The organism is Faecalibacterium taiwanense (assembly GCF_036632915.2).
GTDB classification, from domain to species: Bacteria; Bacillota; Clostridia; order Oscillospirales; family Ruminococcaceae; genus Faecalibacterium; species Faecalibacterium taiwanense.
The window spans coordinates 757,068-783,101 of the sequence record NZ_CP155552.1; the positions used below are offsets into that span (position 1 = coordinate 757,068).

At 55.0% G+C, this 26,034-nt stretch carries 23 protein-coding genes, 1 tRNA gene and 1 pseudogene; 10 read left to right on the forward strand and 15 right to left on the reverse strand.

The genetic code is table 11. The features are described from left to right. Positions 1–62: 62 nt before the first annotated feature. The 6 genes from PXT33_RS03710 to PXT33_RS03735 form a co-directional block, all read right to left on the reverse strand. Positions 63–1,028 carry a tripartite tricarboxylate transporter substrate-binding protein gene (locus PXT33_RS03710; protein ID WP_332376668.1) on the reverse strand — a complete coding sequence of 322 codons (966 nt, stop codon included), beginning with the start codon at positions 1,026–1,028 and terminating at the stop codon, positions 63–65. 1,105 nt (positions 1,029–2,133) lie between these two features. Further along, complete coding sequence (locus PXT33_RS03715; RefSeq protein ID WP_242702941.1) at positions 2,134–2,424, reverse strand: MATE family efflux transporter; 291 nt, start codon at positions 2,422–2,424, stop codon at positions 2,134–2,136. Positions 2,425–2,588: 164 nt separating this feature from the next. Further along, a complete protein-coding gene (locus PXT33_RS03720) occupies positions 2,589–4,019 on the reverse strand; it encodes a 6-phospho-beta-glucosidase (protein WP_112121592.1) in 1,431 nt (476 codons plus the stop codon). Between the two features lie 26 nt (positions 4,020–4,045). After that, positions 4,046–5,434 (reverse strand): PTS transporter subunit EIIC, encoded by a 1,389-nt coding sequence (locus PXT33_RS03725; RefSeq protein WP_112121591.1) that lies wholly within the window; start codon positions 5,432–5,434, stop codon positions 4,046–4,048. Positions 5,435–5,611: 177 nt separating this feature from the next. After that, positions 5,612–6,352 carry a MurR/RpiR family transcriptional regulator gene (locus PXT33_RS03730; RefSeq protein WP_112121590.1) on the reverse strand — a complete coding sequence of 247 codons (741 nt, stop codon included), beginning with the start codon at positions 6,350–6,352 and terminating at the stop codon, positions 5,612–5,614. Positions 6,353–6,589: 237 nt separating this feature from the next. After that, positions 6,590–6,676 (reverse strand) — tRNA-Leu (locus PXT33_RS03735). A gap of 230 nt (positions 6,677–6,906) precedes the next feature. On the opposite strand from PXT33_RS03735, the gene PXT33_RS03740 reads away from it, so the two are divergent. Beyond that, entirely contained in the window at positions 6,907–7,281 is a 375-nt protein-coding gene (locus PXT33_RS03740; protein ID WP_120081394.1) for a DUF3592 domain-containing protein, read from the forward strand. A 14-nt stretch (positions 7,282–7,295) separates the two neighbouring features. Beyond that, complete coding sequence (locus PXT33_RS03745) at positions 7,296–8,249, forward strand: hypothetical protein (RefSeq protein WP_005946538.1); 954 nt, start codon at positions 7,296–7,298, stop codon at positions 8,247–8,249. A gap of 57 nt (positions 8,250–8,306) precedes the next feature. Here the strand turns inward: PXT33_RS03745 and PXT33_RS03750 are convergent, their stop codons facing one another. Together PXT33_RS03750 and PXT33_RS03755 are read right to left on the reverse strand one after the other, a co-directional pair. Then, positions 8,307–10,082: an ABC transporter ATP-binding protein gene (locus PXT33_RS03750; RefSeq protein WP_120081395.1), complete on the reverse strand. Its 1,776-nt coding sequence runs from the start codon at positions 10,080–10,082 to the stop codon at positions 8,307–8,309. Next, positions 10,079–11,808 (reverse strand): annotated as a pseudogene (locus PXT33_RS03755) (ABC transporter ATP-binding protein). The gene PXT33_RS03750 and the pseudogene PXT33_RS03755 overlap by 4 nt, the downstream one beginning before the upstream one ends. 216 nt (positions 11,809–12,024) lie before the next feature. On the opposite strand from PXT33_RS03755, the gene PXT33_RS03760 reads away from it, so the two are divergent. The 6 genes from PXT33_RS03760 to PXT33_RS03785 all read left to right on the forward strand — a co-directional run bounded on the left by PXT33_RS03760 (position 12,025) and on the right by PXT33_RS03785 (position 19,231). After that, positions 12,025–12,975 (forward strand): glycosyltransferase family 2 protein, encoded by a 951-nt coding sequence (locus PXT33_RS03760; RefSeq protein ID WP_154261095.1) that lies wholly within the window; start codon positions 12,025–12,027, stop codon positions 12,973–12,975. 165 nt (positions 12,976–13,140) lie between these two features. Continuing rightward, a complete protein-coding gene (locus PXT33_RS03765) occupies positions 13,141–14,241 on the forward strand; it encodes an SseB family protein (protein ID WP_332375977.1) in 1,101 nt (366 codons plus the stop codon). A 91-nt stretch (positions 14,242–14,332) separates the two neighbouring features. Beyond that, positions 14,333–16,147: a molecular chaperone DnaK gene (gene dnaK / locus PXT33_RS03770; RefSeq protein ID WP_332375978.1), complete on the forward strand. Its 1,815-nt coding sequence runs from the start codon at positions 14,333–14,335 to the stop codon at positions 16,145–16,147. Positions 16,148–16,311: 164 nt separating this feature from the next. Then, positions 16,312–17,850 carry a glucosyltransferase domain-containing protein gene (locus PXT33_RS03775; RefSeq protein WP_332375979.1) on the forward strand — a complete coding sequence of 513 codons (1,539 nt, stop codon included), beginning with the start codon at positions 16,312–16,314 and terminating at the stop codon, positions 17,848–17,850. A gap of 26 nt (positions 17,851–17,876) precedes the next feature. Beyond that, a complete protein-coding gene (locus PXT33_RS03780) occupies positions 17,877–18,809 on the forward strand; it encodes a glycosyltransferase family 2 protein (RefSeq protein WP_332375980.1) in 933 nt (310 codons plus the stop codon). A gap of 38 nt (positions 18,810–18,847) precedes the next feature. After that, the gene (locus PXT33_RS03785) at positions 18,848–19,231 is read left to right on the forward strand and encodes a GtrA family protein (RefSeq protein WP_332375981.1); all 384 of its coding nucleotides are present in this window, start codon (positions 18,848–18,850) and stop codon (positions 19,229–19,231) included. Between the two features lie 58 nt (positions 19,232–19,289). On the opposite strand, the gene PXT33_RS03790 is transcribed toward PXT33_RS03785, so the two are convergent. The 5 genes from PXT33_RS03790 to PXT33_RS03810 all read right to left on the reverse strand — a co-directional run bounded on the left by PXT33_RS03790 (position 19,290) and on the right by PXT33_RS03810 (position 22,982). Then, positions 19,290–20,054, reverse strand: coding sequence for an amino acid ABC transporter ATP-binding protein (locus PXT33_RS03790; RefSeq protein ID WP_332375982.1), 765 nt, complete (start codon positions 20,052–20,054; stop codon positions 19,290–19,292). Further along, a complete protein-coding gene (locus tag PXT33_RS03795; RefSeq protein ID WP_154255872.1) occupies positions 20,044–20,808 on the reverse strand; it encodes an amino acid ABC transporter permease in 765 nt (254 codons plus the stop codon). Before PXT33_RS03795 ends, PXT33_RS03790 begins: the two co-directional genes overlap by 11 nt. Before the next feature lie 111 nt (positions 20,809–20,919). Then, a complete protein-coding gene (locus tag PXT33_RS03800) occupies positions 20,920–21,759 on the reverse strand; it encodes an amino acid ABC transporter substrate-binding protein (protein WP_332375983.1) in 840 nt (279 codons plus the stop codon). A gap of 196 nt (positions 21,760–21,955) precedes the next feature. After that, positions 21,956–22,531 carry a nitroreductase family protein gene (locus tag PXT33_RS03805; RefSeq protein ID WP_044954313.1) on the reverse strand — a complete coding sequence of 192 codons (576 nt, stop codon included), beginning with the start codon at positions 22,529–22,531 and terminating at the stop codon, positions 21,956–21,958. Positions 22,532–22,559: 28 nt separating this feature from the next. After that, positions 22,560–22,982 carry a hypothetical protein gene (locus PXT33_RS03810; protein WP_347070480.1) on the reverse strand — a complete coding sequence of 141 codons (423 nt, stop codon included), beginning with the start codon at positions 22,980–22,982 and terminating at the stop codon, positions 22,560–22,562. 96 nt (positions 22,983–23,078) lie between these two features. Here PXT33_RS03810 and PXT33_RS03815 point away from each other — a divergent pair, with 96 nt between their 5' ends. Then, positions 23,079–23,660, forward strand: a complete 582-nt coding sequence (locus tag PXT33_RS03815) for a twin-arginine translocation signal domain-containing protein (RefSeq protein WP_332375985.1) — start codon at positions 23,079–23,081, stop codon at positions 23,658–23,660. A 199-nt stretch (positions 23,661–23,859) separates the two neighbouring features. After that, positions 23,860–24,429, forward strand: coding sequence for a twin-arginine translocation signal domain-containing protein (locus tag PXT33_RS03820; protein ID WP_332375986.1), 570 nt, complete (start codon positions 23,860–23,862; stop codon positions 24,427–24,429). Between the two features lie 180 nt (positions 24,430–24,609). Here the strand turns inward: PXT33_RS03820 and PXT33_RS03825 are convergent, their stop codons facing one another. Together PXT33_RS03825 and PXT33_RS03830 are read right to left on the reverse strand one after the other, a co-directional pair. After that, entirely contained in the window at positions 24,610–25,068 is a 459-nt protein-coding gene (locus PXT33_RS03825; RefSeq protein WP_207699135.1) for a threonine/serine exporter family protein, read from the reverse strand. Beyond that, the gene (locus PXT33_RS03830; protein ID WP_332375987.1) at positions 25,065–25,856 is read right to left on the reverse strand and encodes a threonine/serine exporter family protein; all 792 of its coding nucleotides are present in this window, start codon (positions 25,854–25,856) and stop codon (positions 25,065–25,067) included. Before PXT33_RS03830 ends, PXT33_RS03825 begins: the two co-directional genes overlap by 4 nt. Between the last annotated feature and the right edge of the window lie 178 nt (positions 25,857–26,034).

The following is a 26,034-nucleotide window of genomic DNA, read 5'->3' on the forward strand; positions in this document are numbered from 1 at the left end:
AGGGAGAAGGGGATGTCCCCGTTCCCCCTGCTTCAGCTTTTTGTCGCTATGAGGGCTTTTTATCAGCCTACCACGATGTCCTTATACTGCTCGACGATGCTCTTGACGTTCTCAATGTGAGCCTTCACATCGTCCTCGGTCATGGTATCGACTTCCAGCAGCATGGTGTCGTTCAGCCACTCGACCATCTCATCATCGGCGAGGATCTTATCATACAGCTCTTTCAGCTCGGCAACCTTTGCGGCGTCAGTACCTTTGCGAGCCATGACGAAGCAGCGGTTGCGGAAGTAGGGGTAGCCCTTGGAGCCAACGCCCTCAACGCCTGCGAAGGGGCCGTTTTCGATAGCCTTGTCATCGAATGCGCAAACCACATCAACGCCGCCCTGCTGGTAGGTCTCAAGAATCTGAGACTGGTGAGAGACCGCGAATTTCGTTTCACCCTTAGCTACAGCCTGTGCAGCCTCCGCAGCGGACTGGTACGGAGTCAGTTTCAGCTGGTCGCCGGCACCCATAGAGCCGAACAGAGCCGCTGCCAGGAAAGCCTCGGAGCCGGTAGCGCCGTTAACGGCCACGGATACGGGGTTGCCTGCCTTGACATAGGCCTCCAGATCGTCCAGATTCTTGAGGTTCAGTGAAGAATCAGCGGACAGGACGAAGACGGAGGAGTACAAGTTCTCCACGAACTCGAAATCGTCGTAGCTGAACTGCAGCTTGGCCGGATCCAGAGTCTCGGTAATGGCGAACAGACCCTCACCGGCGAAGACCAGTTCCTTATCATTTGCCTTAGTACTGGACACCCAAGTGTTGACAGTAGCAGCATCGCCCTTGACGGCTTCAGCAACCAGTGTGATTTTATTATCAGAATAATCAGGGGACTTGGCAGCAGCCTTTTGGCTGACCATCGCTGCTACACCAGACGGTGCCCACGGGCAGGTAACTTTCCAGCTCTCCTGTTTGCTTCCGCAGCCGGTAAGCATCGACAAAGCAAGGACACCGGCGGTGACCAACGCCGCAATACGCTTTTTCATCATTTTACTCTCCTTTTTTGTTTTGCCTTTTCGTGTGGTAGCAAGCACTTCACCGTGCTTTTGTTACCAACAAGATAACATTTCAAGCAATTTCAAGTCAACAAATTTTTTTATTTTACAAAAAAGTTGTCTGGTAAAAGAGCTAAATGACCACATCTGTATTTTGCTGTAGAAAACTTATTGTGCATATTGCACATCCGCTTGAATCATCTTTGTGCAGCTTAAATTCTTTCATGATGTAAAGTGTATCATATTCATAATAGAAGTCTTACTATTGTCTCCATTCATAAATAATTTCTTCGGAATCATCTTGACGTACCCTACGAACCATGATATTCTCTATCACAAATCCCACTGAACTTGTAGATTGATTGCAAATCTTCTGCAAAAGTGGTTGGTTATCACCGTGAGACCCACCACTTCAGTGAGGAAAAATCCACGAAAGAAGCTACCGCCCCGCAACACACCCGATTCATTTTGCCGCCGACTCACCCGACAAAATCCATCGCTGCGCTGCGTGGGCGGTATTTTTCTTTATGGGAAACGTACCTTGAAAATTTCATAAGCCGACCGAACGTGATACCGACTTTCCGTCAACGCCGCTGCACAAACAGGGGCAGGAACTGCGTTCGGAGCAAACGGTGACCCACATACATGAGCAGCACAACCTCTACTTATTTTTTGCGCCTTAACAATTCGGAAACAATTACCCAGAAACGGTTTTGAGCGCAGCGGTAGAGGGCAAGAACCGTCCCGTGGCCACAAATTTTCAATTCTTGAAAATTTTTTGTCCATCCGGGACTTCACTTCTGCAATGCGTCCGCATTTCCGAAGTGATCTTGTTGGGGCGTGCCTGCCCCAAACCCTGCTTAGAACGGACGAGGAGGAATTGTGTCAATTTGACGCAATTCCTCCAACTTATAGAGAGAAACAGAGTGTTCCCGACGGGGAACGCCCTATTGTACATATCGCTATTGTCTGTGGTCTTTGGCAGGGTGCGTCCTATTCAGGGACGCACCCTGTTTTTATTTTGAGCCTTCACCGACTTTTTGAGATTCCGCCCTCTGCTTCCCGAATCAGAATCGTCAGCCGCTTCTGAACGCTATCATCTGCTGTGACGGTCAGATGAATTTTGCCCGCTGCTTCTCCTGCACGGACCACCGCCATGCAGCAGCCGCAGCATGGCAGGGGAGCCCAGCAGGCCGATGAGCAACAGCACCACACCGGCAACGGCGCTGATAATGGCCGCCGAGTGGACGGTCTTTTCCACGTCCTTGGGGTGGCGCGCACCGTAAAAACGCGCCACCAGCAGGTTGGAAAGCGCCAGCGGCAGACTGACCAGAAAGATCTGCTTGGCCAGAGGGCCTTCCGTCAGCGTATTCGTTTGAGAACTCATACTCTTTTTCCCTTTATCCTATATATCCCTAAACCGTGCCCGCGCACACCGGGGCACAGCCTCTTTTATAAGGCACTACGCTACTTTTGCAAGATGGAAACGGCAAAATGGCGCAAAAAAAACACGGCACCCGGCGGGGCGTCGTGTTTTTTGCGGAAAATATCTCAGCCCAGGTCCTCACCGTTGGTGGCAATGACCTGCTTGTACCAGTCAAAACTCTTTTTCTTATAGCGGTTCCCGGTGCCGGAGCCGTCGTCGTTGCGGTCCACGTAGATAAAGCCGTACCGCTTGCGTAGTTCGCCGGTGGTAAAGGACACCACGTCGATGCAGCCCCACGGGGTGTAGCCCAGCAGGTCCACGCCGTCCAACTCCACGGCCTTTTTCATCTCCTCGATGTGGGCGCGCAGGTAGTCGATGCGGTAGCTGTCGTCACAGGTGTGGTCGGGCTGGAGTTTGTCGATGGCGCCGAAGCCGTTCTCCACGATAAACAGCGGCTTCTCGTACCGCTCGTACAGGGTGGCCAGTGCGTAGCGCAGGCCCACCGGGTCGATCTGCCAGCCCCAGTCGCTGGCCTTGACGTAGGGGTTCGGCACGGTGTGGGCATTGCCGCCGCTGATGCCGTCGCTCTCCACGGCCACGTCCGAACGCACCGCGTTGCTCATGTAGTAGCTGAAGCCCAGATAGTCCACAGCACCCTCGGCCAGAATGGCCTCGTCACCCGGCTCCATCACCGGGGCAGTGCCCTCGCGCTCCCATTCCTTCTTAGCGTAGGCGGGGTAGTGACCGCGGCAGTGCACATCCGCAAAGTAGTAGCGCTCGTGCATGGATTCCAGCGCCAGCATCACGTCGTCCGGGTTGCAGGAGTAGGGATAGTACGGCACAAAGGAGCACATGCAACCGATCTGGAAGTCCGGGTTGATGGCATGGCCCTTTTTGACCACGAGGGCCGAGGCCACCAGTTCGTGGTGTACCACCTGATACAGGGCCTTCTTCTTGTTCTCGAACTGGGAGAACCGCACGCCGGAGTTGGTCCAGCCAAAGATGTCGTTGGTGGTGTTGCTCTGGTTGTTGATCTCGTTGAAGGTCATCCAGTACCTGACCTTGTGTTTGTAGCGCTCCATCACAGTGACGGCGTAGTGCACGAAGAAGTCGATGCACTTGCGGTTGTACCAGCCGCCGTACTCCTTGGCAAGGGCGTAGGGCATCTCAAAATGGCTCAGGGTGATCACCGGCTGGATGCCGTACTTGAGCAGTTCGTCAAACAGATCGTCGTAGAACTGCAGACCGGCCTCGTTGGGCTGCTGCTCGTCCCCGCGGGGGAAGATGCGGCTCCACGAGATGGAGGTGCGGAAACACTTGAAGCCCAGTTCGGCAAACAGCTTCACATCTTCCTTGTAGGTGTGGTAGAAGTCGATGCCCTCGTGGTTGGGGTAAAATTCGCCGGGCACAATGCCATCGGTGATGCGGCGGGCCACACCGTTGGCACCGCCGGTCATCACGTCGCTGACGGACGGGCCGCGGCCATCGGCGTTCCAGCCGCCTTCCAGCTGATGGGCAGCAACGGCACCGCCCCACAAAAAGTTTTCAGGAAGCATATTCTTTCTCCTTGGTCAAATGTATATCAGTTTTTCTGGGATTCTTTTTCGTCGCAGCCCACCACCTGCACCAGAACAATGGTGATGATAATGGTGGCCAGCACGCCGATCATCATGCCGGTAAAGGAAGAGGGATTGGCGTCGCTCATGGCGTTGACGGTGGTCAACAGGCCGGGCAGACCAGCGTATACATAGTACTTGGTGTTGAAGAAGCTGATGATCAGCGCACCGATGGCACCGCCGATGCAGCCGCAGACGAAGGGCTTCTTCAGGCGTAGGGTCACGCCGTAGATGGCGGGCTCGGTGATGCCGAAGATGCCGGTCAGGCCAGCGGACAGGGAAACGTTCTTGATGTCGGCCTTTTTGGTCTTGAGGAACACGCCGAAGCAGGCAGCAGCCTGTGCGATGACGGCGCAGGTCTGGAATGCCTGAAAGGAATCGCAGCCGTAGTTGGCAAAGTTGGCAAGGCACATGGGAGTGACGCCCCAGTGCACGCCGAAGATGACGAACACCTGCCAGATGCCGCCCACCAGAATGGCGGCCAGTGCGGGAACGTTGTTGGCAAGGAAGTTGTAGGCAGCAGCAATGGCGTTTGCCAGCACATTGGACACCGGGCCGATGACCAGAATAGTCAGGGGAACCATAACAATGGTGCAGATAAAGGGCACAGCCAGCGCCTTGATGATGTCGGGCAGATGCTCGTCCAGCCAGTGCTCCAGCCAGCTGAGCACCAGCACCAGGAACAGCGGCGGCAGCACGGTGGAGGTGTAGGTGGTCTGGCTCATGGGGAAGGCCAGGAACTTGATGACCTCACCGTCTGCGATGCGGGCAGCGATGGAAGCCCAGTCCGGGTTGACCAGCGCCATGCAGCACCACATGGCAATGAAGGTGTTACACTTGAAGTGCTTGGAAGCAGTGACGGCGATCATGACCGGCAGGAAGGTGAAGGGCGTCCAGCTGATGAAGCTGAGCACGGAATACGTACCGGTGGCCGCAAAAGCGGGGAAGAAGTGGGTAATGATGATCAGTGCGCCTTGCACCAGACCGGCTGCGGCCAGAATGTACACAAAGGGTGCGAACACGGCGGACATGGTGGCGATGATGCGGCTGCCGAGGCCCTGCTTGACTTCCGGCGCGGCAGCGGTGCTGTTGTCCAGATCCAGCAGCTGGGCCAGTGCTTCGTACACGTCCTTGGCATGGGTGCCGATGACCACCTGATACTGGCCGCCGCTTTCCATCACCTTGATGACGGCGGGCATCTCGGAGATCTGTTTGGTCACTTCGTCCGAGGGTGTTTCCCTCAGCACCAGACGCAGGCGGGTGGCACAGTGGGTCGCGCTGAGGATATTGTCCTTGCCGACGGCGGCACAGATGTCGGCGGCAAGCTTTGTGTAATCGCGGATTTTGTTTGCCATGATGTTCTCTCCTTTTCATCAGATCACGGGTTTGCCTTGTGTCCTCATTATACAGAGGAAAAACCGCATTGTCAGCTGATTTGATGCGCCAAAAAACAAAAATGTGCAGAAAAAACAGCTTGTTTTTTCTGCACATGGATACAAACATCTGTACAAATTGACGGAGCGTTTCTGCGGTCACTCCAGCAGGCGGTTGTACACCCGGCGGGCCAGTGCTTCCAGCAGGTAAAGTGCAGGCATCTGACTGGTCAGGTCGTAGCTTTCGGTGGTCACGCGGTGCACGGAACTGTAGTACGGCAGGGTGATGTCGGAAAGCTTTGCCGCAGAACTCTGGTCGGAACAGGTAATGGCGATCAGTCCGGCGTTTTTCTCCTTCAGCTGCCGGGCCAGATGCAGCACCTGCTTCGTTTCGCCGGATACCGAAAGAATGACGGCTGCGATGGTGGTGTTGGGCGTGACGGTGATGGGATAGAACGGGTCGGTCACGCCCAGCGCGAATTTGCCCAGATTGGACAGATACCGTGCACCATACTCGGCTATGCTGCCGGAATTGCCGATGCCCACCAGAAACACCCGCTCTGCCCGTGCGATCATACCGGCGGCTTCGTCCAGCGCTGCATCGTATTCCGGCGTGCCGACTTTCCACAGAAAGTTCTGCAACTCGCCCAGCGTGTCCGGCAGACGGGATCCCTGCGCGGAACCGGCCTGCTCCTTCAGCTTCCATTTGAATTGCGCATAACCGTCACAGCCCACCTTTTTGCAGAAGTGCAGCACTGTGGTGGTGGAAACGTGCGCTTCCGCTGCCAACTCCCGGATGCGCATGAAGGGCACCGTGTTCGGATGCTCGATGATGTACTGGTAGACCAGCAGTTCCAACTCGTTCAGATTTTTGATCTGCTGCGGGGTGAATAGTTCCATGAAAAGGCTCCCTCCTTGTCCCGATATCTGTCCTTATTATAGCAAAAGGAAGAACGGAAAAACAGGGCGAACATTTCCGTTTGCATTTTTAGCGCGGCTGTGCTATACCGTTTTATACTGACAGCATCAGTATGTGCGATCGTAGCTCAGCTGGATAGAGCCTTCATTCTGCTTTCCGAAGAAAACAAAAAATCCGAACCCTTCTCCTATCGAGAAAAGGTTCGGATTTTCATTGTTTGGTGCGGATAAGAGGACTTGAACCTCCACCGAGTTGCCCCGATTAGAACCTGAATCTAACGCGTCTGCCAATTCCGCCATATCCGCATATTTTGTTTTGTTCGTGAGCCGTGACGCTCGGAACGATAGTTATTATACCAGATATGGCAGAATTGTCAAGCATTATTTTTAATTTTTCTCGACAAAATTTTGCTTGAAAATTGATGCATTCTGAATGGCAGCTGCAGGGCGAAATTTTTGCCAAAGTGTGATACAATAAACAGGACGCGCCGGGAGGGTGTCCTGCGCGCAGACTGAGAAAACGAGGGAAATGCAGAATGTTCAATATCATTATTTTCCTGCTGGGAGCAGGCATCATGTTCTTTATGGCTCTGCGCAGCGTGCTGGCACGGCGCAGGCTGTGCACGCAGGGGCAGAAGGTCACGGCCACGGTGGAGGGCACCGTGCGGAGCCGGGATGGCGGTGCCTATGTGCTGGCCTTTACCACCGCAGGCGGCAGCCATCGGCTGCACTACCCGAAGCCTGCGCGGGGCAAGAGCTTTGCGGTGGGGGATACCGTCACCTTATACTATGACCCCGACGACCCGGAGAAGATGTACGTGGAAGGCGACCGGGCCACGCTGGGAGCCGAGGTGCTGTATGCCGTGATAGGTGTGGCCCTGCTGGTGCTGACCGTGGGCATTGCCCGCTGAAAGGGGAAAAGAGGATGAAACTAGAACATTTTGGCATGGCTGAGCCGGGCGACTGCCGTCTGGTATTCACAGCCGGTGCCGAGGAGCTGGCGGCAGCCGTTGCACAGGTGCAGGCGGAGCCGGACGCGCCGCAGGAAGAGGACGGTCTGCTGACTGAGGCGGTGAATCGCACCATTCTTGGCGGCTTTTCGGCGCTGTATGAGCAGCTGGTGCAGGAGTACCATGTGGTGCCGGTGACCGACCCGGATTTTGAATTGCTGGCGGTGAACCGGGCCGAGGGCTTCCGGGCGGGGGCGCAGTTCTACGCGCTACCGCCGCTGGAAGTGGGAGCATACACCGGCTTTGTGCAGCCCATTGAGCCGCACCCCATCCGGCAGCTGACCATTGAACTGGAGATCAACCGTCACCACGGCGACGAAGAACGTGCAGCCGATGCAGCGGGCAAGGCGGCGCTGCGGCAGCAGGTAGCCCGCGAGATCTGGGCACAGCGCTGTGCCCAGGCTGAGCAGCGGGCACGCAAGGAGCTGGTATGGCAGCTGGGCGATGCAGTGAAAGGCCCGCTGCCAAAGCAGCTGGTGGGCGGTAACTATTTTGCCGAGCAGCGCCAGTTCAACCTGAGCCTGCAGGCCAATGGCATCAACTTTGACCAGTTCCTTAAAGTGCGCGGCCAGACGGTGGAAGAGTTCCGTGCATGGCTCCACGCGCAGGCAGAGCGCAAGCTGCGCAGCTGGCTGGGGCTTCTGCTGGTGGCAGAAAAGGAGGGCCTTGCACCCACGGACGCCGAGGTGGAAGCAGCTGCTGCCCACTGGGATGCCAAGCTGGACGGCGAGCGCACCTTCCCCGCCAACGATGCACGCAAGGTGCGCCAGCGTCTGGCCCGGGAGAGGGCGGAGCAGTTCATTGTGGAGCACTCTACCCTCACGCCGCCGCCCGATGAACCCATCGTGCAGAAAGTTGAAAGCAAATAATAACAAAAAGGAGCGATGCAGCGCATCGCTCCTTTTTGTTATTATTATCAGGAACTCTCAGGTCTCCACGCCCTCGAACTGGCTGTTGTAGAGCTTGGCGTAGAAGCCGTTTGCAGCAAGCAGCTCGTCGTGGCTGCCCTGCTCCACAATGTGGCCGTCCTTCATCACAAGGATCACGTCCGCCTCGCGGATGGTGGAAAGGCGGTGCGCCACAATAAAGCTGGTACGGCCCTGCATCATGCGGGCAAAAGCTTTCTGGATACGCACCTCAGTGCGGGTATCGATGGAGGATGTTGCTTCGTCCAGGATCAGCATCGGCGGCAGGCAGAGCATCACGCGGGCAATGCACAGCAGCTGCTTCTGGCCCTGACTGATGTTGCCGCCGTCCTCGGCGATAACGGTGTCGTAGCCCTCCGGCAGGCGGCGGATAAAGCTGTCTGCATGGGCGGCTTTGGCTGCTGCCACGATCTCTTCAAGGCTTGCATCCGGCTTGCCGTAGGCAATGTTTTCCCGCACGGTACCGGCCCGCAGCCATGTATCCTGCAGCACCATGCCGTAGCTGCCGCGCAGGGAAGCGCGGGTCACATCCCGGATGTCGGTGCCGGACACCTTGATGGAACCGCCGTTCACATCATAGAAGCGCATGAGCAGGTTGATGAGGGTGGTCTTGCCGCAGCCGGTAGGGCCGACGATGGCGATGCGCTGGCCGGGCTTTACGTCGAGGGAAAGGCCCTCGATCAGCGGGCGGTCGGGCAGGTAGCGGAAGGAAACATCCTCCAGCTGCACATGGCCGTCCGGCTGCAGCACGGAGGCGTTCTCGACTTCCGGCACCTGATCGTCGGCATCCAGCAGCTCGAACACGCGGGCGGCGCAGGCCAGAGCATTCTGCAGCTCGGTGACTACACCGGAAATTTCGTTGAAGGGCTTGGTGTACTGGTTGGCGTAGCTCAAAAACACGCTCAGCTGGCCGATGGTGATGCCGCCCCGCACCGCGTACACGGCACCCACAAGGCCCACGCCTGCGTACACGATGTTATTCACAAAGCGGGTGGCGGGGTTGGTCAGGCTGGAAAAGAAGATGGCCTTCAGGCTCACGTCCTGCAGACGGCCATTCACCTCGTCAAAGGCGGTAAGGCTCTCGGCCTCGTGGCCGAAGGCCTGCACCACCTTCTGGCCCTCGATCATCTCGTTGACCAGCGCGGTCTGCTCGCCGCGCACGGCGCTCTGGCTCTGGAAGTAACCATAGCTGCGCTTGGCAAGGAAGCTTGCCACCACGAGGCTCAGCGGGGTGATGCACACCACCACCAGCGTGATGGGCACATTCTCGCTGAGCATGAACAGCAGGGTGCCGAGGATGGTCAGCACGCCGCTGAACAGCTGTGTAAAGCCCATCAGCAGGCCGTCCGCAAAGGTATCCACATCGGCCACCATGCGGCTGACGATATCGCCGGAGGGGTGGCTGTCGAGGTAGGAAAGCGGCAGGGTCTGAATTTTGCGCAGGGCTTCGTTGCGCAGGTCGCGGCTGACAAGGAAGGTGATGCGGTTGTTGCACACGCTCAGCAGCCACTGCGCAAGAGCGGCCACACCGGCAACCACCAGCACCTCGATGATAATGCGCATCACACCGCCAAAATCTACGGCACCCTTGCCCAGCATCATATCAATGGCGCTGCCGCAGAGGATGGGGATATACAGCTGTGCGCCCACGCTCACAGCGGCCACCACAAGGCTGCACACCACAAACAGGGAATAAGGTTTGATTTTGCCCAGAACACGGGTCAAGGTGGCCTTGCGCTGCTGCGGGGTCAGCTTTGTTTTTGCTTTTGCACTCATTTCTGCGCATCCCCTTTCTTGAACTGGCTCTCGTAGATCTCCTCGTAGACGGGGCAGGTCTGGCGCAGCTGGTCGTGGGTGCCGATGCCCACCAGATGGCCGTCGTCCAGCACCAGAATTTGATCCGCGTGCTGCAGGCTGGCGGCGCGCTGGCTCACGATGAACACGGTCAGGCTGCCGGGCAGAGCAGCCAGTGCCTTGCGCAGGGCGGCATCGGTGGCGTAGTCCAGTGCGCTGGCGCTGTCGTCAAGGATCAGAATTTCCGGCTTGCCCACAAGGGCGCGGGCGATGGTCAGGCGCTGCTTCTGTCCGCCGGACAGGTTGCGACCGCCCTGCTCCACAGGCTCGTCCAGCCCAAGGGGCTTGGCTTTGACGAACTCCGCAGCCTGTGCTGTTTCCAGTGCAGCCCACAGGTCCGCATCGGTGGCATTCTTGTTGCCCCACAGCAGGTTGGAGCGGATGGTGCCGCCAAAGAGCTGGGCCTTCTGCATGACCATGGCTGCCTTGCCGCGCAGTTCTTCACGGGGATAGTTCCGGGCATCGCGGCCCATGATCTCCACCCTGCCCTCGGTGGCATCGTAGAAGCGGGGATCAGGTTGACAAGGCTGGATTTGCCGCTGCCGGTACCGCCGATGACACCAATGGTCTGGCCGCGCTTTGCAGTGAAGCTGATGTCGGAAAGGCTGGGTGCACCGGCACCCGCATAGGTCAGGCTTACATGCTCAAAGCGCACGGCATCGCCGGATTTTTCGGCGGGCACCTCGCCCAGAAGCTTTTCCGGGAAGGCCATGCCGGGCGTGGTGTCCAGCACAGCCTGCACGCGGCCTGCGCAGGCCAGCGCCTTGCTCACCTGCACGATCAGGTTTGCCAGCTTGACCAGCTCCACAAGGATCTGGTTCATGTAGTTCACCAGCGCAATCACGTCGCCGGAAGCCATGCCACCCACATTGATCTCAATGCTGCCCACATATAGCAGTGCCACAATGGCAATGTTGATGAGCACATAGGTCAGCGGGTTCATCAGGGCAGAGATATGGCCTACATGGAGCTGCATCTTGGTCAGCAGGTCGTTGGCATTCTCAAAGCGCTCTACCTCGCTCTTTTCCTTATCAAAAGCGCGCACCACGCGCACGCCGGTCAGGTTTTCGCGGGTCAGGCCCAGCACCCGGTCAAGGCGATTCTGTACCGTCTTGTACAGGGGCCGGGTAGCAGCCATGATGCCGAACACCACCACGCTCAGCAGCGGGATGGTCACTACAAAGATCAGCGCTGCACGGGAATTCACCGTAAAGGCCATGACCATGGCACCGATCACCACGAACGGGCTGCGCAGGAACAGGCGTAAAAACAGGTTCAGGCCGCTCTGCACCTGATTCACGTCGCTGGTCATACGGGTGATCAGGGTGCTGGTGCCGAGGGTGTCCATCTCGGTAAAGCTCAGGGTCTGGATGTGCTCAAACAGGGCGTGGCGCAGAGCTGTGGAATAGCCCACGGCCGCCTTTGCGGAAAAATACTGTGCCGTCAGGCTGCAGGCAAGGCCGATCATGGCCAGCAGCAGCAAAATGCCGCACCGCACAAGAATATAGTGGAAGTCGTGGGCGGCAATGCCGATGTTCACGATATCCGCCATGACCAGCGGCACGAACAGGTCGAACGTGGCTTCCAGCATCTTGAAAAGGGGCGCAAGCACGCTCTCGCGCTTGTAGTCCTTCAGATAGCCTAGCATCTTGTTCAAGGCGATACTCCTTCTTTCTTGCTTTCTTGCATTATAAGGTTTATGAAATCCTACTTATTATAGCGTACAAAAACTTAAAAAGCCATAGAAAATGTTTTTATTGCAAAAGTGTGCTGAAAACCGCCGGGCAAAATGCCGAAAACGGTTGAAACCAGGGTGGGGGTATGCTACAATGATTTTAAATATTGCACAAAAGGGGAAACAGGAATGCTGATAAGTTTGGTCGTTCCGTGCTACAATGAGGAAGAATCACTTCCCATTTTTTATAAAGAGGCCAGCAAGATCGCACAGCAGATGGGAATATCCCACGGAGCAGATTTTGAGTTCATCTTTGTGGATGACGGCTCAAAAGACCGCACACTGCAGATCGCGCGGGAATTGCACCGGAAAGATGCCCGTGTGCGGTACATCTCCTTCAGCCGGAACTTTGGCAAGGAAGCAGGCATTTATGCCGGATTAAAAGCGGCAAAGGGCGATTATGTAGCAACGATGGATGCGGATCTGCAGGACCCGCCCTCGCTGCTGCCGGAAATGCTGGAACTGCTGCTCTCCGGCGAATATGACTGCGCGGCCACCCGCCGCACGACACGCGAGGGTGAACCGCCCGTTCGCAGCTGGTTTGCCAAAAAGTTTTATCAGATCATCAATAAGCTCTCGGATACAGAGATCGTGGATGGAGCAAGAGACTTCCGCCTGATGAGCCGCAAAATGACTGATGCCGTGCTGAGCATGGCGGAATATAACCGCTTCAGCAAGGGCATTTTCAGCTGGGTCGGCTTTAAAACAAAGTGGATCGACTACAAAAACGTAGAGCGTGTGGCGGGCACAACAAAGTGGAACTTCTGGGGTCTGCTCAAATATTCGATCGAAGGCATTGTGGGCTTTTCCACAGCTCCGCTGCTGATGGCGGCGGGCCTTGGCCTTGCCTTTTGCGTATTGGCGTTTGTAGGCATCATAATCGTGGTGGTGCGTGCACTGATGTTCGGCGACCCTACTTCCGGCTGGCCGAGCCTTGTCTGCATTATCCTTTTGTGCAGTGGTGTGCAGCTGCTGTGTACGGGCATTGCGGGCGAGTACCTTGCCAAAACATATCTTGAAACAAAGCACAGACCGATCTATATTGCTGCTGAGACCGAAGAAGATCTGGACGCGGAATAAGGCGTTTCAGGAAAAATGTATTTTTAACGGGGTGCCAGAAGAAGCTGATCTGGCACCCCGCTTTTTTTGAGCAGGGAAAAATGGATACATACAGATAGGCGTTGTACCCAAAGCCATTTCCTGCTATACTAAAAATTGACTAGAAACTGGAAGAATGGTGAGCAGATGGCAAAAAGACAAGACGGCGGCATCCGGCTGCGCCCGGTGGGCACCCGCAAGCATCGGCAGAACGCTCCGGCCTACAGCCCGGCGGGCACCGGCTGCCCGGCCTTTGAGCAGGCAGTGGAAAATTTATATAAAGGCCAGAACGAAGAAAGCTTCTGGACGCTGATGGGCGCTTTGAACTATGCACTGGAAATGGAGACCCATGTTCTGGTGCCGCTGCGCACGGCACTGACGGTGCACAACACGCCTGCACCGTGGACGGAGCATCCGGTGCCCACGGCAAAGGCTAAGGACCTGCAGCTGTGGACCCTGCGCAACGAGAAGGGTCGCACATGGCTGCCTATGTTCACCTCTGCAGCTGCGGCCTGCGCCGACCGCAGCACTTCTGCCCGGCCAATGGCGGATTACACCCTGCAGGATGCCATGGAGCTGGCCCTTTCCACTGAGGGAATCGACGGCGTGGTGCTGGACCCGTGGAGCCACTCGGCTACGCTGGACGGCGCTCTGCTCAACGGTTTGCTGCACGCGGGCCATACGCCGGAAGACCCCGGTGATGAGAAAGCAGATGCTGGAAAGGAAGCCGCCCGCAAGGGCAATTGGGCGCAGGCTGTGGAATGCTTTGAAAAAGCAGCCGAGCTTGGCAGCACCATGGGACTTGCCCTGCTGGCAGACTGTATTTATAAGGGCCGCGGCACCCGCACGAACCGTGCCGAGGCCCGCCGCATGTGGAAGGAAGCAGCGGACAGCGGCGAGATCTTATCCAACATTGCACTGGGCGATGACTGCGCTGCCCGGGGCGACAATGGCCGGGCACTTTTGTATTACCGCCGTGCCCGCACCAACGCAGCCCATATGCCGGATATCGAGTACACTCCGCAGGTGTGCCTGCGTGTGGCCCAGACCGAAACGCGCTACACCAGCCGCAAAAAGGCGCTGTCACTGGCCGCAGAAGCAAGGCAGGGCTTTTCCATCAAGGCCCGTGAGCACGAGCCGGACGCAGAGCAGTGGCTGGCCGAAGCCGACCAGCTCATCCGGGAACTGACCAGTGAACTGCCTGCCCGAGCCACAGCTTACGACATGGAATCTTTACAATTGGACTAAAAAATCGTCATATCGGGACGGTAAGATATACTCGGAAATGATTTGAAGAGCTGCGCCCAAGATGCACAGCACCGGAGAGGAAACAGACAGTATGAGCAAAGTAATCGGCATCGATCTCGGCACGACCAATTCCTGTGTGGCAGTGGTGGAGGGCGGCAAGCCCGTGGTCATCACCAATGCGGAGGGTGAGCGCACCACCCCCAGCGTTGTGGCTTTCACGAAGGACGGTGAACGTCTGGTGGGCGGTGCGGCCAAGCGCCAGATCGCCACAAATTCCGGGCGCACCATCTCCAGTATCAAGCGCCATATGGGCAGTGACTACCGGGTGCACATCGACGGCAAAGACCTGACCCCGCAGGAGATCAGCGCCATGATCTTGGCCAAGATCCGCCGCGATGCCGAGAGCTATCTGGGCGAGCCGGTGACCGAAGCGGTCATCACGGTGCCCGCCTACTTCGACGACAGCCAGCGCAAGGCTACGCAGGATGCAGGCCGCATTGCAGGCCTGAACGTGCTGCGCATCATCAACGAGCCTACTGCTGCCGCTGTGGCCTATGGTTTGGATAACGAAGCGGCGCAGAAGATCCTCGTCTACGACCTCGGCGGCGGCACCTTTGATGTGTCCATCATCGAGATCGAGGACGGGACCTTTACGGTGCTTGCCACCGGCGGCGACACCCATCTGGGCGGTGACGACTTCGATCAGCGCATCGTGGAATATGCCGTGGCCGAGTTCAAAAAGTCGGATCGCATCGACCTCTCCCGCGACCCGGCAGCTATGGGCCGGCTGAAAGAGGAAGCCGAAAAGGCAAAGAAGGAGCTTTCTGCAGCGCCGTCGGCACAGCTGAACCTGCCCTTTATCGCAGTGGGCAAGGACGGCCCTCACCACTTGGATATCTCGCTTTCCCGCCCGCAGTTCGAAATGATGACCGGCGACCTGCTGGCCCGCACAGTGGCTCCCGTGCAGAATGCGCTGCGGGACGCAGGCATTTCTGCCAGCCAGCTGGGCAAGGTGCTGCTGGTGGGCGGCAGCACCCGGATGCCTGCGGTGGAGCGTCAGGTGAAGGAGCTGCTGGGCTGCGAACCCAGCCACAGCCTGAACCCGGACGAGTGTGTTGCCATGGGTGCGGCTGTGCAGGGCGGTCTGCTGCAGGGCGGCGGCAAGCTGGCCGGTGCCACCGGCGCAGCGGCGCAGGGCCTTGTGCTGATGGATGTGACCCCGCTGACCCTCTCCATTGAGACGCTGGGCGGCGTGGCCACCCCGCTGATCACCCGCAACAGCATGATCCCCACCCGCAAGAGCCAGATCTTCACCACCGCACGGCCCATGCAGACCAGCGTGGAGATCAACGTGCTGCAGGGCGAGCGCCACTTTGCCCGCGACAACAAGAGTCTGGGCAAATTCAAGCTCACCGGCATTCGGGCAAGCTTCTCCTCCAAACCGCAGATCGAAGTTACCTTCGATATCGACGTGAACGGCGTGGTGAAGGTGTCTGCCAAAGACCTTGGCACCGGCCGGGAGCAGAACATCACCATCACCGGCAGCACCAACCTTTCGGAAAATGAGATCCAGCGCGCCATGGCAGACGCTGCCGCCTACGAGGCCGAGGACAGCCGCCGCAAGGAGCGGCTGGACCTGCACAATCAGGCCGAGGTGCTGGCCTACAAGGTGGACGAGGCTCTTTCCAAATGCAAAAAGGAGCTGGACAAGGACGAGAAGAACCGCATCAAAACCGACCTCGCCAACCTCCGCCGCTGCCTGCGCAAGGATAAGCCCGAAAAGATGAATGAAAACGAGGAAGCCGCCCTGCGTCAGGCCAAGACCCAGCTGGAAGAGAGCGCCAACCATCTGATGGTGCTGTATACCAGTGAGCAGGAAACAGATGGTACGAATAATGCGCTGTAAAAGTTGCAACAAAACAGAATGATGAGAACTGTGCTCTGTGGAAAATAGAAACCACAGAGCACGTTTTTTTGCAGAAATAGTTGCAGGAGATAGGCTGACATTGTATAATACAACTATATAGTTTTGGCTAAATTCGGGAATGATGCCTTGTTTGGGAGAAAGACATGGAAAAAACTGCGGAAAAGCTAAAGGTAAATGAGAGCCTGTTAAAAACAGTACTGTGCAGTGCTACTTTTTGGGGATTGTTGGCGCATGGTATGGTTCTGTTCAACAAATACTCATTCCATGATGATGTACGGTATTTCAATGAAGTGGGCGCTACTTACGAATCTGGACGGTGGATGCTGGGCATTCTTGGAAGTCTGAGTGCAAATTTGCTGGGTAGTAAAAACTACAGCCTGCCAGTGGTAAATGGTACGATTACGATTTTGTGCATTGCAGCAATCGTATATCTGCTGGTGGATAGTTTGAAGATCCAGTCAAAGCCTCTTGTTATTCTGCTGTGCGGAAGTATGGTGACATTTCCGTCAGTGACGGGAACATTCAGTTACATGTTTACTGCACCATACTATTATGCTGCATCCCTACTGGGAGTTGTTGGAGCATGGATTTTTCACCAGAAAAAGAATGTTGTCGCTCTATTACTCTGCACGGTTTTGATGGCTTGCTCTGTTGGTGTGTACCAGGCAAATATCCCGGTCTGCATCTGCACATTGCTGCTTTATATGATGGAAGATATCCGGCAGTCTGATATGAACTGGAAAACGTTTTGGAAAATGGCCCTGTGTAATGCAACTGTGTGCATTGGGTTTGTTACAGAATGTTTTCTAGTCAATCAATATTTTCTGAATCAGTTTGGCGTTGTTTTGACGGATTACAAAGGTATCAATCATTTTGGAAGAACAAATCTGAGCAATTATATTTATCGGATACTGTGCGGTTACGGCTCATTCTTTTATCCAAGCACTGCTGTGGAAGACTTCAGCGCAAGATATGTCTATACTTTGTTGATCATTGTTACTGCGATCATTGCCATATTTGTGCTCCGGAAAATGTATATTCTTAAGACCCCAAAAGGATGTCAAACCCTATTGATCCTAATCGCATATCCTATTGCAGCATGCTTTGTATACCTGATGGTAGAGCCTTGGGATGTTCATGCCGTAATGACTTTTGGACAGGCGTTTGCCTTTGCTTTGGTTGTATGGTTTATTGATAAATATCCCGAAGATAGAACAAAAGTAGAAGGTGCCCTATGTAAAGCCGCTGTTGCCCTATTAGGAGTACTTGTGACTCTAAATATTCGTTACAGCAATATCCTCTACCTAAAAGCAGACGTGATGCAGACACAAATGATCAGTTATTACACAACTTTGATCACGCGAATTGAAAGTATCGAAGGTTATACTGAAGATGCGCAGGTTGTTTATATCGGGGAGTATGACAAGCACGATAAAAATCTTGTTGGAATCAGCGAATATTTCGATGATTTGGATCTGGCTACATATAAAGGAGAGCCTATTTTCAATGATTACGCATGGAAGGAAGCCATGGAGTTTTGGTGTGGCTTTGCACCGGAATTAGGAGATGCCGCAGAGTTTGACGGTAATGCCGAGGTAGCATCTATGCCCTGCTATCCGGATCAGGGTTCGATCCGGTGCATCAACGGAAAAATTGTTGTCAAATTTGCAGATGAGCCGTAAGAACTACGAAAAAGCAGGGAAGTTAAATGAAAAAATTATCGTTAATTATTTTAGTTTATAACGAAGAAGCCGTTCTGGAAAAGTTTTATAAAGCTTTCTGCTCCATCGAACAGAATTTGGAATACGGGGGAGGGGGATATGAGCTGATTTTTGTAAATGATGGCAGTACCGATGCCAGTATGAATATTCTGGAAGTGATTGCGCAGCAGAACAAGAATGTCCGTGTAATCAGTTTTTCGCGAAATTTTGGCCACGAGGCTGCCATGATTGCAGGCATCGATCATGCTGCGGGGGACGTGATCATTTGCATGGATGCCGACCTGCAGCACCCTCTGGAATGCATCGCCCCCATCATGGCGAAATTTGAGGAAGGCTATGAGGTTATCAGCATGGTCCGAACCTCCAACAAATCGGCAGGTGCCATCAAAAACTTTACATCCAGAGCATTCTACCGGGTGATCAACGCCTTGTCTGATCAAGTAAAGCTGGAGGAAAATGCATCGGATTTCTTTGCCATCAGTAGCCGTGTGGCAGATGTTCTACGTACAAATTACCGTGAAAAAACTCGTTTTCTACGTGGATATGTACAAAGCGTTGGTTTCCGGAAAACAACGCTGGAATACACTGCTGCGGAAAGAGCTGGCGGTGCCAGCCACTATACGCTAAAAAAACTGATGAATTTTGCAATCAGCACCATAGTCGGTTTTTCTGATTTTCCACTGAAACTCGGCCTCTATGCCGGTGCTGTAAGTTTTCTTGCTGCTGTGATTTTTGCTATAAGTGCACTGTGTGGATTCCGCGAGTATAAGGTGATTCTTGCAGCATTCAATGTTTTATTTGCTGTTCTCTTTTTGCTGGTCGGAATTATGGGTGAATATTTTTCCGTTGCATTCGCAGAGCTGAAAAACCGTCCGATCTATATTGTGGAAAAGGAAATCAATTCCGGGCGCTGCGTATGATACAAACAATAAAGCAACTTTATTTTCGTTATAAGGAATTGATCAACTATGTGATCGTAGGTGGTCTGACTACGGTAGTGAGTCTGGCAAGTTACTATTTTTTCACTACAGCCTTTCTGGATCCGCAAGACCCATTTCAACTGATGGCTGCCAATACGTTCTCATGGATCTGCGCAGTTTCTTTTGCTTATATCACAAACCGAAAGTTCGTTTTTGAAAGCAAAAGTGCTGATAAATTGCGCGAAATGCTGAAATTTTTCAGTGCGAGGATTTCCACTCTCCTTATCGAAATGGCCTGCATGACATTGCTGGTAAATATTCTGCACTGGAATGACCGGATCTCTAAGTTTGCGGTACAGTTCATCGTCATGGCTTTGAATTACATTTTCAGCAAGCTGTTTGTGTTCCGCATCAAAGAATAATACAGAGTAAAAGGGGCTGCTGCACATGCAACAGCCCCTTTTACTCTGTGGAAAAGTATTACAGCATCTTAGAAAGGAATGCTTTCAGTCTGGGATGCTTCGGATTCGTGAACAGTTCCTGCGGCGGCTCGTCCTCCTGGATCTTGCCGTCGTCGATGAAGATGACGCGGTTGGACACCTCACGGGCGAAGCCCATCTCGTGGGTGACCACCAGCATGGTGATGCCGGTGTGGGCCAGCTCCTTCATCAGCTCCAGAACCTCGCCCACCATTTCGGGGTCGAGGGCGCTGGTGGGCTCGTCGAACAGGATCACGTCCGGGTCCATGGCAAGGGCACGGGCAATGGCAATGCGCTGCTGCTGGCCGCCGGAAAGGCTCTTGGGGTAGGCGTCGGCCTTGTCGGCCAGGCCTACGCGGGCCAGCAGTTCGTCGGCCTTGTCGGAAATGGCCTGCTTATCCTTGAGCTTGAGCAGGGTGGGGGCCAGCTCAAGGTTTTTCTTCACAGTCAGGTGCGGGAACAGGTTGAAGTGCTGGAACACCATGCCCATCTTCTGGCGCACAGCGTCGATGTGGGCTTCGTCCACCTCAGTGCCCTCGAACTTCACGGAGCCGCTGGTGGGGATCTCCAGCCGGTTCAGGCAGCGCAGGAAGGTGGACTTGCCGCAGCCGGAGGGGCCGATCAGGCAGACCACGTCGCCGCGGTAGATGTCGATATCAATACCCTTCAGCACGTCCAGGGTGGGGGTGGGCTGTTTTGCGCCCTTTTTCTTTTCGCCGCCGTAGGTCTTGGTCAGGCCGCGGACTTCCAGAATCTTATCGGTCACTTTGAGCAAGCCTCCTCTCAAACTTTGCCAGCAGACGGGTGAACAGCATGACCAGCACAAGGTAGATCAGTGCATCGCCCAGCAACGGGAACATGGGCTCGTAGGTGCGGTTCATGATGCCCTGTGCGGCGTACAGCAGCTCCTTGCCGCCGATGACCGTGATCAGGGAGGTATCCTTCAGCAGGACGATGAACTCGTTGCCCAGAGCAGGCAGCACCGCACGGATGGCCTGCGGGATGATGATGACCACCATGGTGGTCATGTAGTTCAAACCAAGGCTGCGGCCGGCCTCCATCTGGCCGGGGTCAACGGCCATCAGACCGCCGCGGATGATCTCCGAAACATAAGCACCGGAGTTGATGCCCAGTGCCAGCGCACCTACCATGGTAAAGTTGCGGCTGTTGGCAAAAATGACCATGCTCATGATGAGCAGCTGCACCATCATAGGCGTGCCGCGGATGATGGTGGTGTAAATTTCGCAGATGATGTTGAAGAAGCCCAGCACCGGGTTCTTGTGGCCGGGGCGCTGCTGGTCGTGTGCCACACGCACCAGAGCTACCACGCTGCCCAGCACGATGCCCAGCGCCAGCGCGAGAGCTGTGACCAGCAGGGTGGTGCCCACACCGCTGACATACTGGAGCCAGCGGTCTTTCAGGATGAACGCCTGATAAAACTTAAAGAAAAATTCCTGCCCGAAGCTGAGCTTCGTACCGCCGTTGAGCAGCTCTTTGAGCAGTTCGTATTGAGCAGCCATTCGCATCCTCACTTTCCTGTTTTGTTAGAATTTTGTAACCTTATTTTTCCAAAAAAGGGGAGGTACCCCAGTTGGGGCTGCCTCCCCGTGGTTCCGTTATCAGCCAGCTGATTATTCAGCGGTGATGTACTTGTCCACGATGGACTGCAGGGTGCCGTCAGCCTTCAGCTCTTCCAGAGCGGCGTTGACGACATCTTCCAGAGAAGAACCCTTTGCCATGCCGATGGCGTAATCCTCCTCGGCGTAGCTGGTCTCCAGCACCTTCAGGCCGGGGTTGGCAGCCACATACTCCTTGGCGGGAGCGTTGTCGATGACCACAGCGTCCACCTGACCATTGTTCAGGGCCTGCACAGCGGTCAGACCGCTGTCGTAAGCCACCACAGCGTCCTCGCCGAAATCATCGGTGCAGTAGATGTAACCGGTGGTGCCGCGCTGAGTGCCGATCTTCTTGCCCGCCAGATCATCGGGAGATGCAATGTCGGAGCCTTCGGGCACGATGATGGACTGGATGCCGGTAGCATAGCTGTCGGAGAAGTCCATCACAGCCTTGCGCTCGTCGGTGACGGTGACGCCGGCCATGACGATATCGGCCTTACCCTGCTGCACGCTCAGCAGAGCGGCGTCAAAGTCCATGTCATCGATCTGCAGCTCCAGACCCAGCTTGTCAGCAATGGCCTGAGCGGTCTCAATGTCGATGCCCTCGAACTCGCCTGCATCGGTGGTCATCTCATACGGAGGGAAGGTTGCGTTGGTGGCCATGGTCAGCTTGCCGGCCTCAACGGTGGTCAGCTCGCCAGCGGCAGCGCTGGTGGAAGCAGCTTCAGAAGAAGCAGCAGAGCTTGCCACGGAGGAAGCGGTGCTTGCGGAAGAACCACCGCAGGCGGTCAGAGCCAGAGCGGCAACGGACAGACCGGCAGCTGCCAGAAAGCTGCGACGAGAAATCTTTTTCATATTCAAACACTCCTCAAATGTACTGTATGTTTTTGCGGTACGCCGGAACGATGCGATTCATCGAACATCTGGCGAACGAATTTAGTATAGATTGTACAAATTGAAAAGTCAATACTTGTGCAAAAAATCTCATCATTTGAAACCGAATTGAAAACAATTATACAAAAAATGCGTTGAGAAAATGTATATATACAAATTATAGATATTTTGCAATCTCTTCTTTGCTTCGCTTTGGCACGCAGTAATCCCGGTTCTCGTCCAGATAATATTTTACGCCGGTCTCAGCCGTCAGCGGCACAATGTGAGCCTTGTGGGCCGGGTAGCCGAACGCCACCATGAATGCCAGCTTCTGCGGTTCTTCAATGCCCAGCAGTTCGGTGAGGGCAGGCTTGTTGATCGCGCCCATGATGCAACTGCCCACGCCTTTGTCCCATGCGGCAAGGGTCATGTTGGCAAGGGCGATGCCGGTATCGGTGGCAAGGTCGCCGGGGATGGAAGTGTCCTGCACCACGGCCACATACAGGGTGGGCAGCTCGTCGGCTTTGGGCGTGCCCTGCTCCGGCGGCAGATAGGCAGCCCACTTGACCAGCGGCTGCACCTTTGCCACCGCCTCGGGCTTGTTCACCACCACCAGACGCACAGCCTGACGGTTGGCTCCGCAGGAGGACAGGCGGACGGCCTCGACGATATCATCCACCACATCCTGCGGAACAGCTTTCTGTGCAAAGCGGCGGTAGGTGCGGCGGCTGACAAGAGTATCCATAACAGACATAAAGAGCACCTCCTTTATATAAGTGTTGTCAAAAGTATAGCAGATGCGGCAGAGTCTTGCAACGCTCCGGCGCAAAAAAGCTTGCACGTTGGGCAGTGATCTTGCCTTTTGCGACAGGCTGCAATTGCATCCGACAAATGATATATGGTAAAATATGGTAGAAGAAAGGAGGCGGCGCAATGGTATTGGCGGCAGGCATCGTGGGTTTTATTCTGGGGGTCAATGTGGGTTTTTTGTTTGCCGGGCTGATGCGGGCGGCAAAGGAGAAGGACGAGCAGACAGAAGATGAAAACAAGACATGTTGAGAATGAATGGAAACAGCATAGAACAGAAGGGGCCGCTGTACGGGATGCTGTGCAGCGGCCCTTTTGCCGGGCTTGACGGAACTTACGATTTTCTCTTGGTCGCTCCTGTTTTTCTGCATCCGGCGGAAAAAGATGCCAAAAATCACTTGACAAACTGTTACGGGGGGGGGTATTATATAGGAAAAGCAGGCTCCACAAAAAAGGGATCGGAGCATGCAGAAAAGATTGTGAGGTTGATTCTTATGTCTAACATTTCTCGTCGTAAGTTCCTCAAGGGCGCAGGTGTGGCTGCTCTGGCTGTTGCTGCTGCCGGTGTTCTGGCTGGCTGCTCTGGCAATGATGTCCCCGATGTCCCCGCGGTTCCCGGTGTGACCACTCGTCCTGTTACGGTTATCTTTATGAAGGATGAAGGCAATGGTGTGATCAACGTTGTGGGTGAGACTGCCAAGATTGATGTTCTGAAGACCGAGAACTCTGTGAAGGTTGCTGACATCGATAAGAAGCTGCTTCCCGAAGATTACCATCTGGAGAACGAGAACGCTGTTGTTGAAATCCGCAAGGACGACAGCAAGGGTGAGTACATCATCGTCTTCGTGACTGATGTGACCATGACTCCGACCAAGAAGACCATCGATGTCAAACTGCTGGAGCTGCCGAACAACTTCATTGAGGCTAAGGCTGAGGTTGCAGTCGATGCAACTGGCGTCAGCGCTGCTGATATTCAGCTGCCGGACGGCTACAAGCTGAGCACCGACTACGGCACGGAGGAAGAGCTGTTGAAGGTTCGTCCCTTCGGGACTGTCTTCATTGTGACCAAGCCCTGATTTCCTGGCACAGAAGTTTTTTGAAAAAACTCAAATAGCACCAACAGGGTGGCGGCCAACAAGGTCTCCGCCCTATTGGTGTTGTTTTTTTGTTGAAATTTCATTTGACAAACAGTTACCAGGGAGGGTATTATATAGAAAAAGCAGGCTCCACAAAAAAGTGATCGGGGCATGCAAAAAGATTGTGAGGTTGATTATTATGTCTAATATCTCTCGTCGTCAGTTCCTGAAGGGCGCAGGTGTCGCTACTCTGGCTGTTGCTGCTGCCGGTGTTCTGGCTGGCTGCTCCAACGTGCCTGACAAGCCGACCCCGGGTGTACCGGATAAGACTGTGCATATCTACTACATGATCGGGGTTCAGCCGGTCAATGGTGAGCCTGTCGAGATCTCTGTCAATGGTCTGGCTACCTATGTCACCTATGAGACCATCAAGGCAAACATTCCTGCCAATGTAGCTGCTGACTACGATTGCGCAAAGAAGAACTACGATATTGAAAAGGATGGCACAGTTACTGTCAAGCTGCAGAAAAAGGCATCTGCAAAGCCTACGAAGACTGTTGAGATCAGATATTACGAGGGTACAAATCCGGTCGGCGGCACGGAACTCATCTACTCTCTGGATGTTGATGAGGAGGCAACGGTGGTCAATCTGAGCAAGCTTGGACTTGAGAAGACTGACTATAAGCTGGCTGATGGTACGGAAAACAGCGGCATCATTAAGACCGAGGGTAAAAAGTTCTACGCAGAGGTCTTCGTTCAGAAGAAGTAAATCTCTCATAAAGCAGTATGAAAAAGAGAGCTGCCGCAAAACAGCTCCCTGAATCGATCACGCACAAAACCCGGAACCTTTTCGGGGCCTGAATGGCTCAGAAGGGTTCCGGGTTTCTGCTTTTTACGCAGGATGCCGATGCGTTTTTATTTTGTAGCAGATATGCTGTATCCGTAAACATCACACTTTATTCCGGTGCCGCTTTGGAATGGGCACGCTGAGCACCAGCGTGATGCCGATAGCCAGCGCAACGGCTACCTTAAAGGTGCTGATGCCGTTGGAAAGGGCCAGCGCATTGTTGCCCTGTATAAAATAGTAGGCGGTGTAGTAGATGCCCGCGCCGGGCACCAGCGGGAAGATGCCGGACAGCAGGAACACCGTTACCGGCATTTTAAGCACAATGGCAAACACGCGGGTGAGCAGGGTGAGCGGAATGACCGCCAGCAGGGAGGCTGCGGCACTGTCTGCCCCCAGCATCACGGCCAGCTCGTAGACAAACCAGCCCACGGCACCCACCAGCCCGCAGAAGGGCAGGCTTTTGCGCGGACAGCCGAACAGAACGGCAAAACTCAGGGTGCCTGCGCCGGCAATAAAGAACTGCGCGGCCAGCTCCCCAATTTGTGTACTGGTCAACATCATGCCACGACCACCCCCGTAAAGAATGTATAAAGGCTCAGCACAAGGCCGGTGCCAATGGCAATGCTGGCTGCAATGAGCAGCGCATCGATCATGCGGATGGTGCCGGAGAGGTAATCTCCGTGCACAAAGTCGCGGATGCCCATGGTAAAGGCGATGCCGGGGGTCAGGATCATCAGCGAACCGATAATAGAGTGACTGGCCGGTGTGCCCAGCATTCGGCAGGCCAGAATGCACACCAGCGTGATAAGCGCAGCACAGCTGATCTTGCAAAAGCCGCCGGGCAGCTCGTGCTGCTCACACAGCAGCAAATAGCCGCTGGCAAGAAAGCCTGCCAGTGCCGCCGCCAGTGCACTGCGCAGTGTGCCGCCGAAGATCAGCGCAAAGCAGAATGCACCGCACATGCCGCTGACCAGCTGCACCCAGTCCTTGGGAAAAGGGATGCGCCGCGCCAGCACCAGACGGCTCTCGGCTTCGTTCAGCGACATGTTGCCCTCTGCGATCTCGCGGGAAAGGGCGTTCACTGCCGCCACCCGGCCCAGATGAGTGGTGCGGGTAGGCACATTGCGCACCTCGCTGATCTCGGCGGTGCCCGCACTGGCAAAGATGCCGTTGGTCAGCACGTAAACATGGAACTCCCGCAGGTGGAATGACCGGGCCATGATCTCCATGGTCTGCTCCACCCGGAACACCTCGGCACCGTTTTCCAGCAATGTCTGGCCCGCCGCCATGATAAAATCCATGATGCGGCGGCGCAGTTCTTCATCCGGGAAAACCTCGCGGCTGTTCATTGCCGCACCTCCTTTATAAATAATGCTGTCTTATTCTACCATGTCCGCGGCTGGCGCACAAGATAAAAAAACGCAATTTCCTACTAAAAAACTTCGTTGTAGGTGTTGACAAATCCGGTCGATTGGATTATTATAAATGCAATATCACAAAAATGGCTGTGAAGAGAAGAGTAGGCCT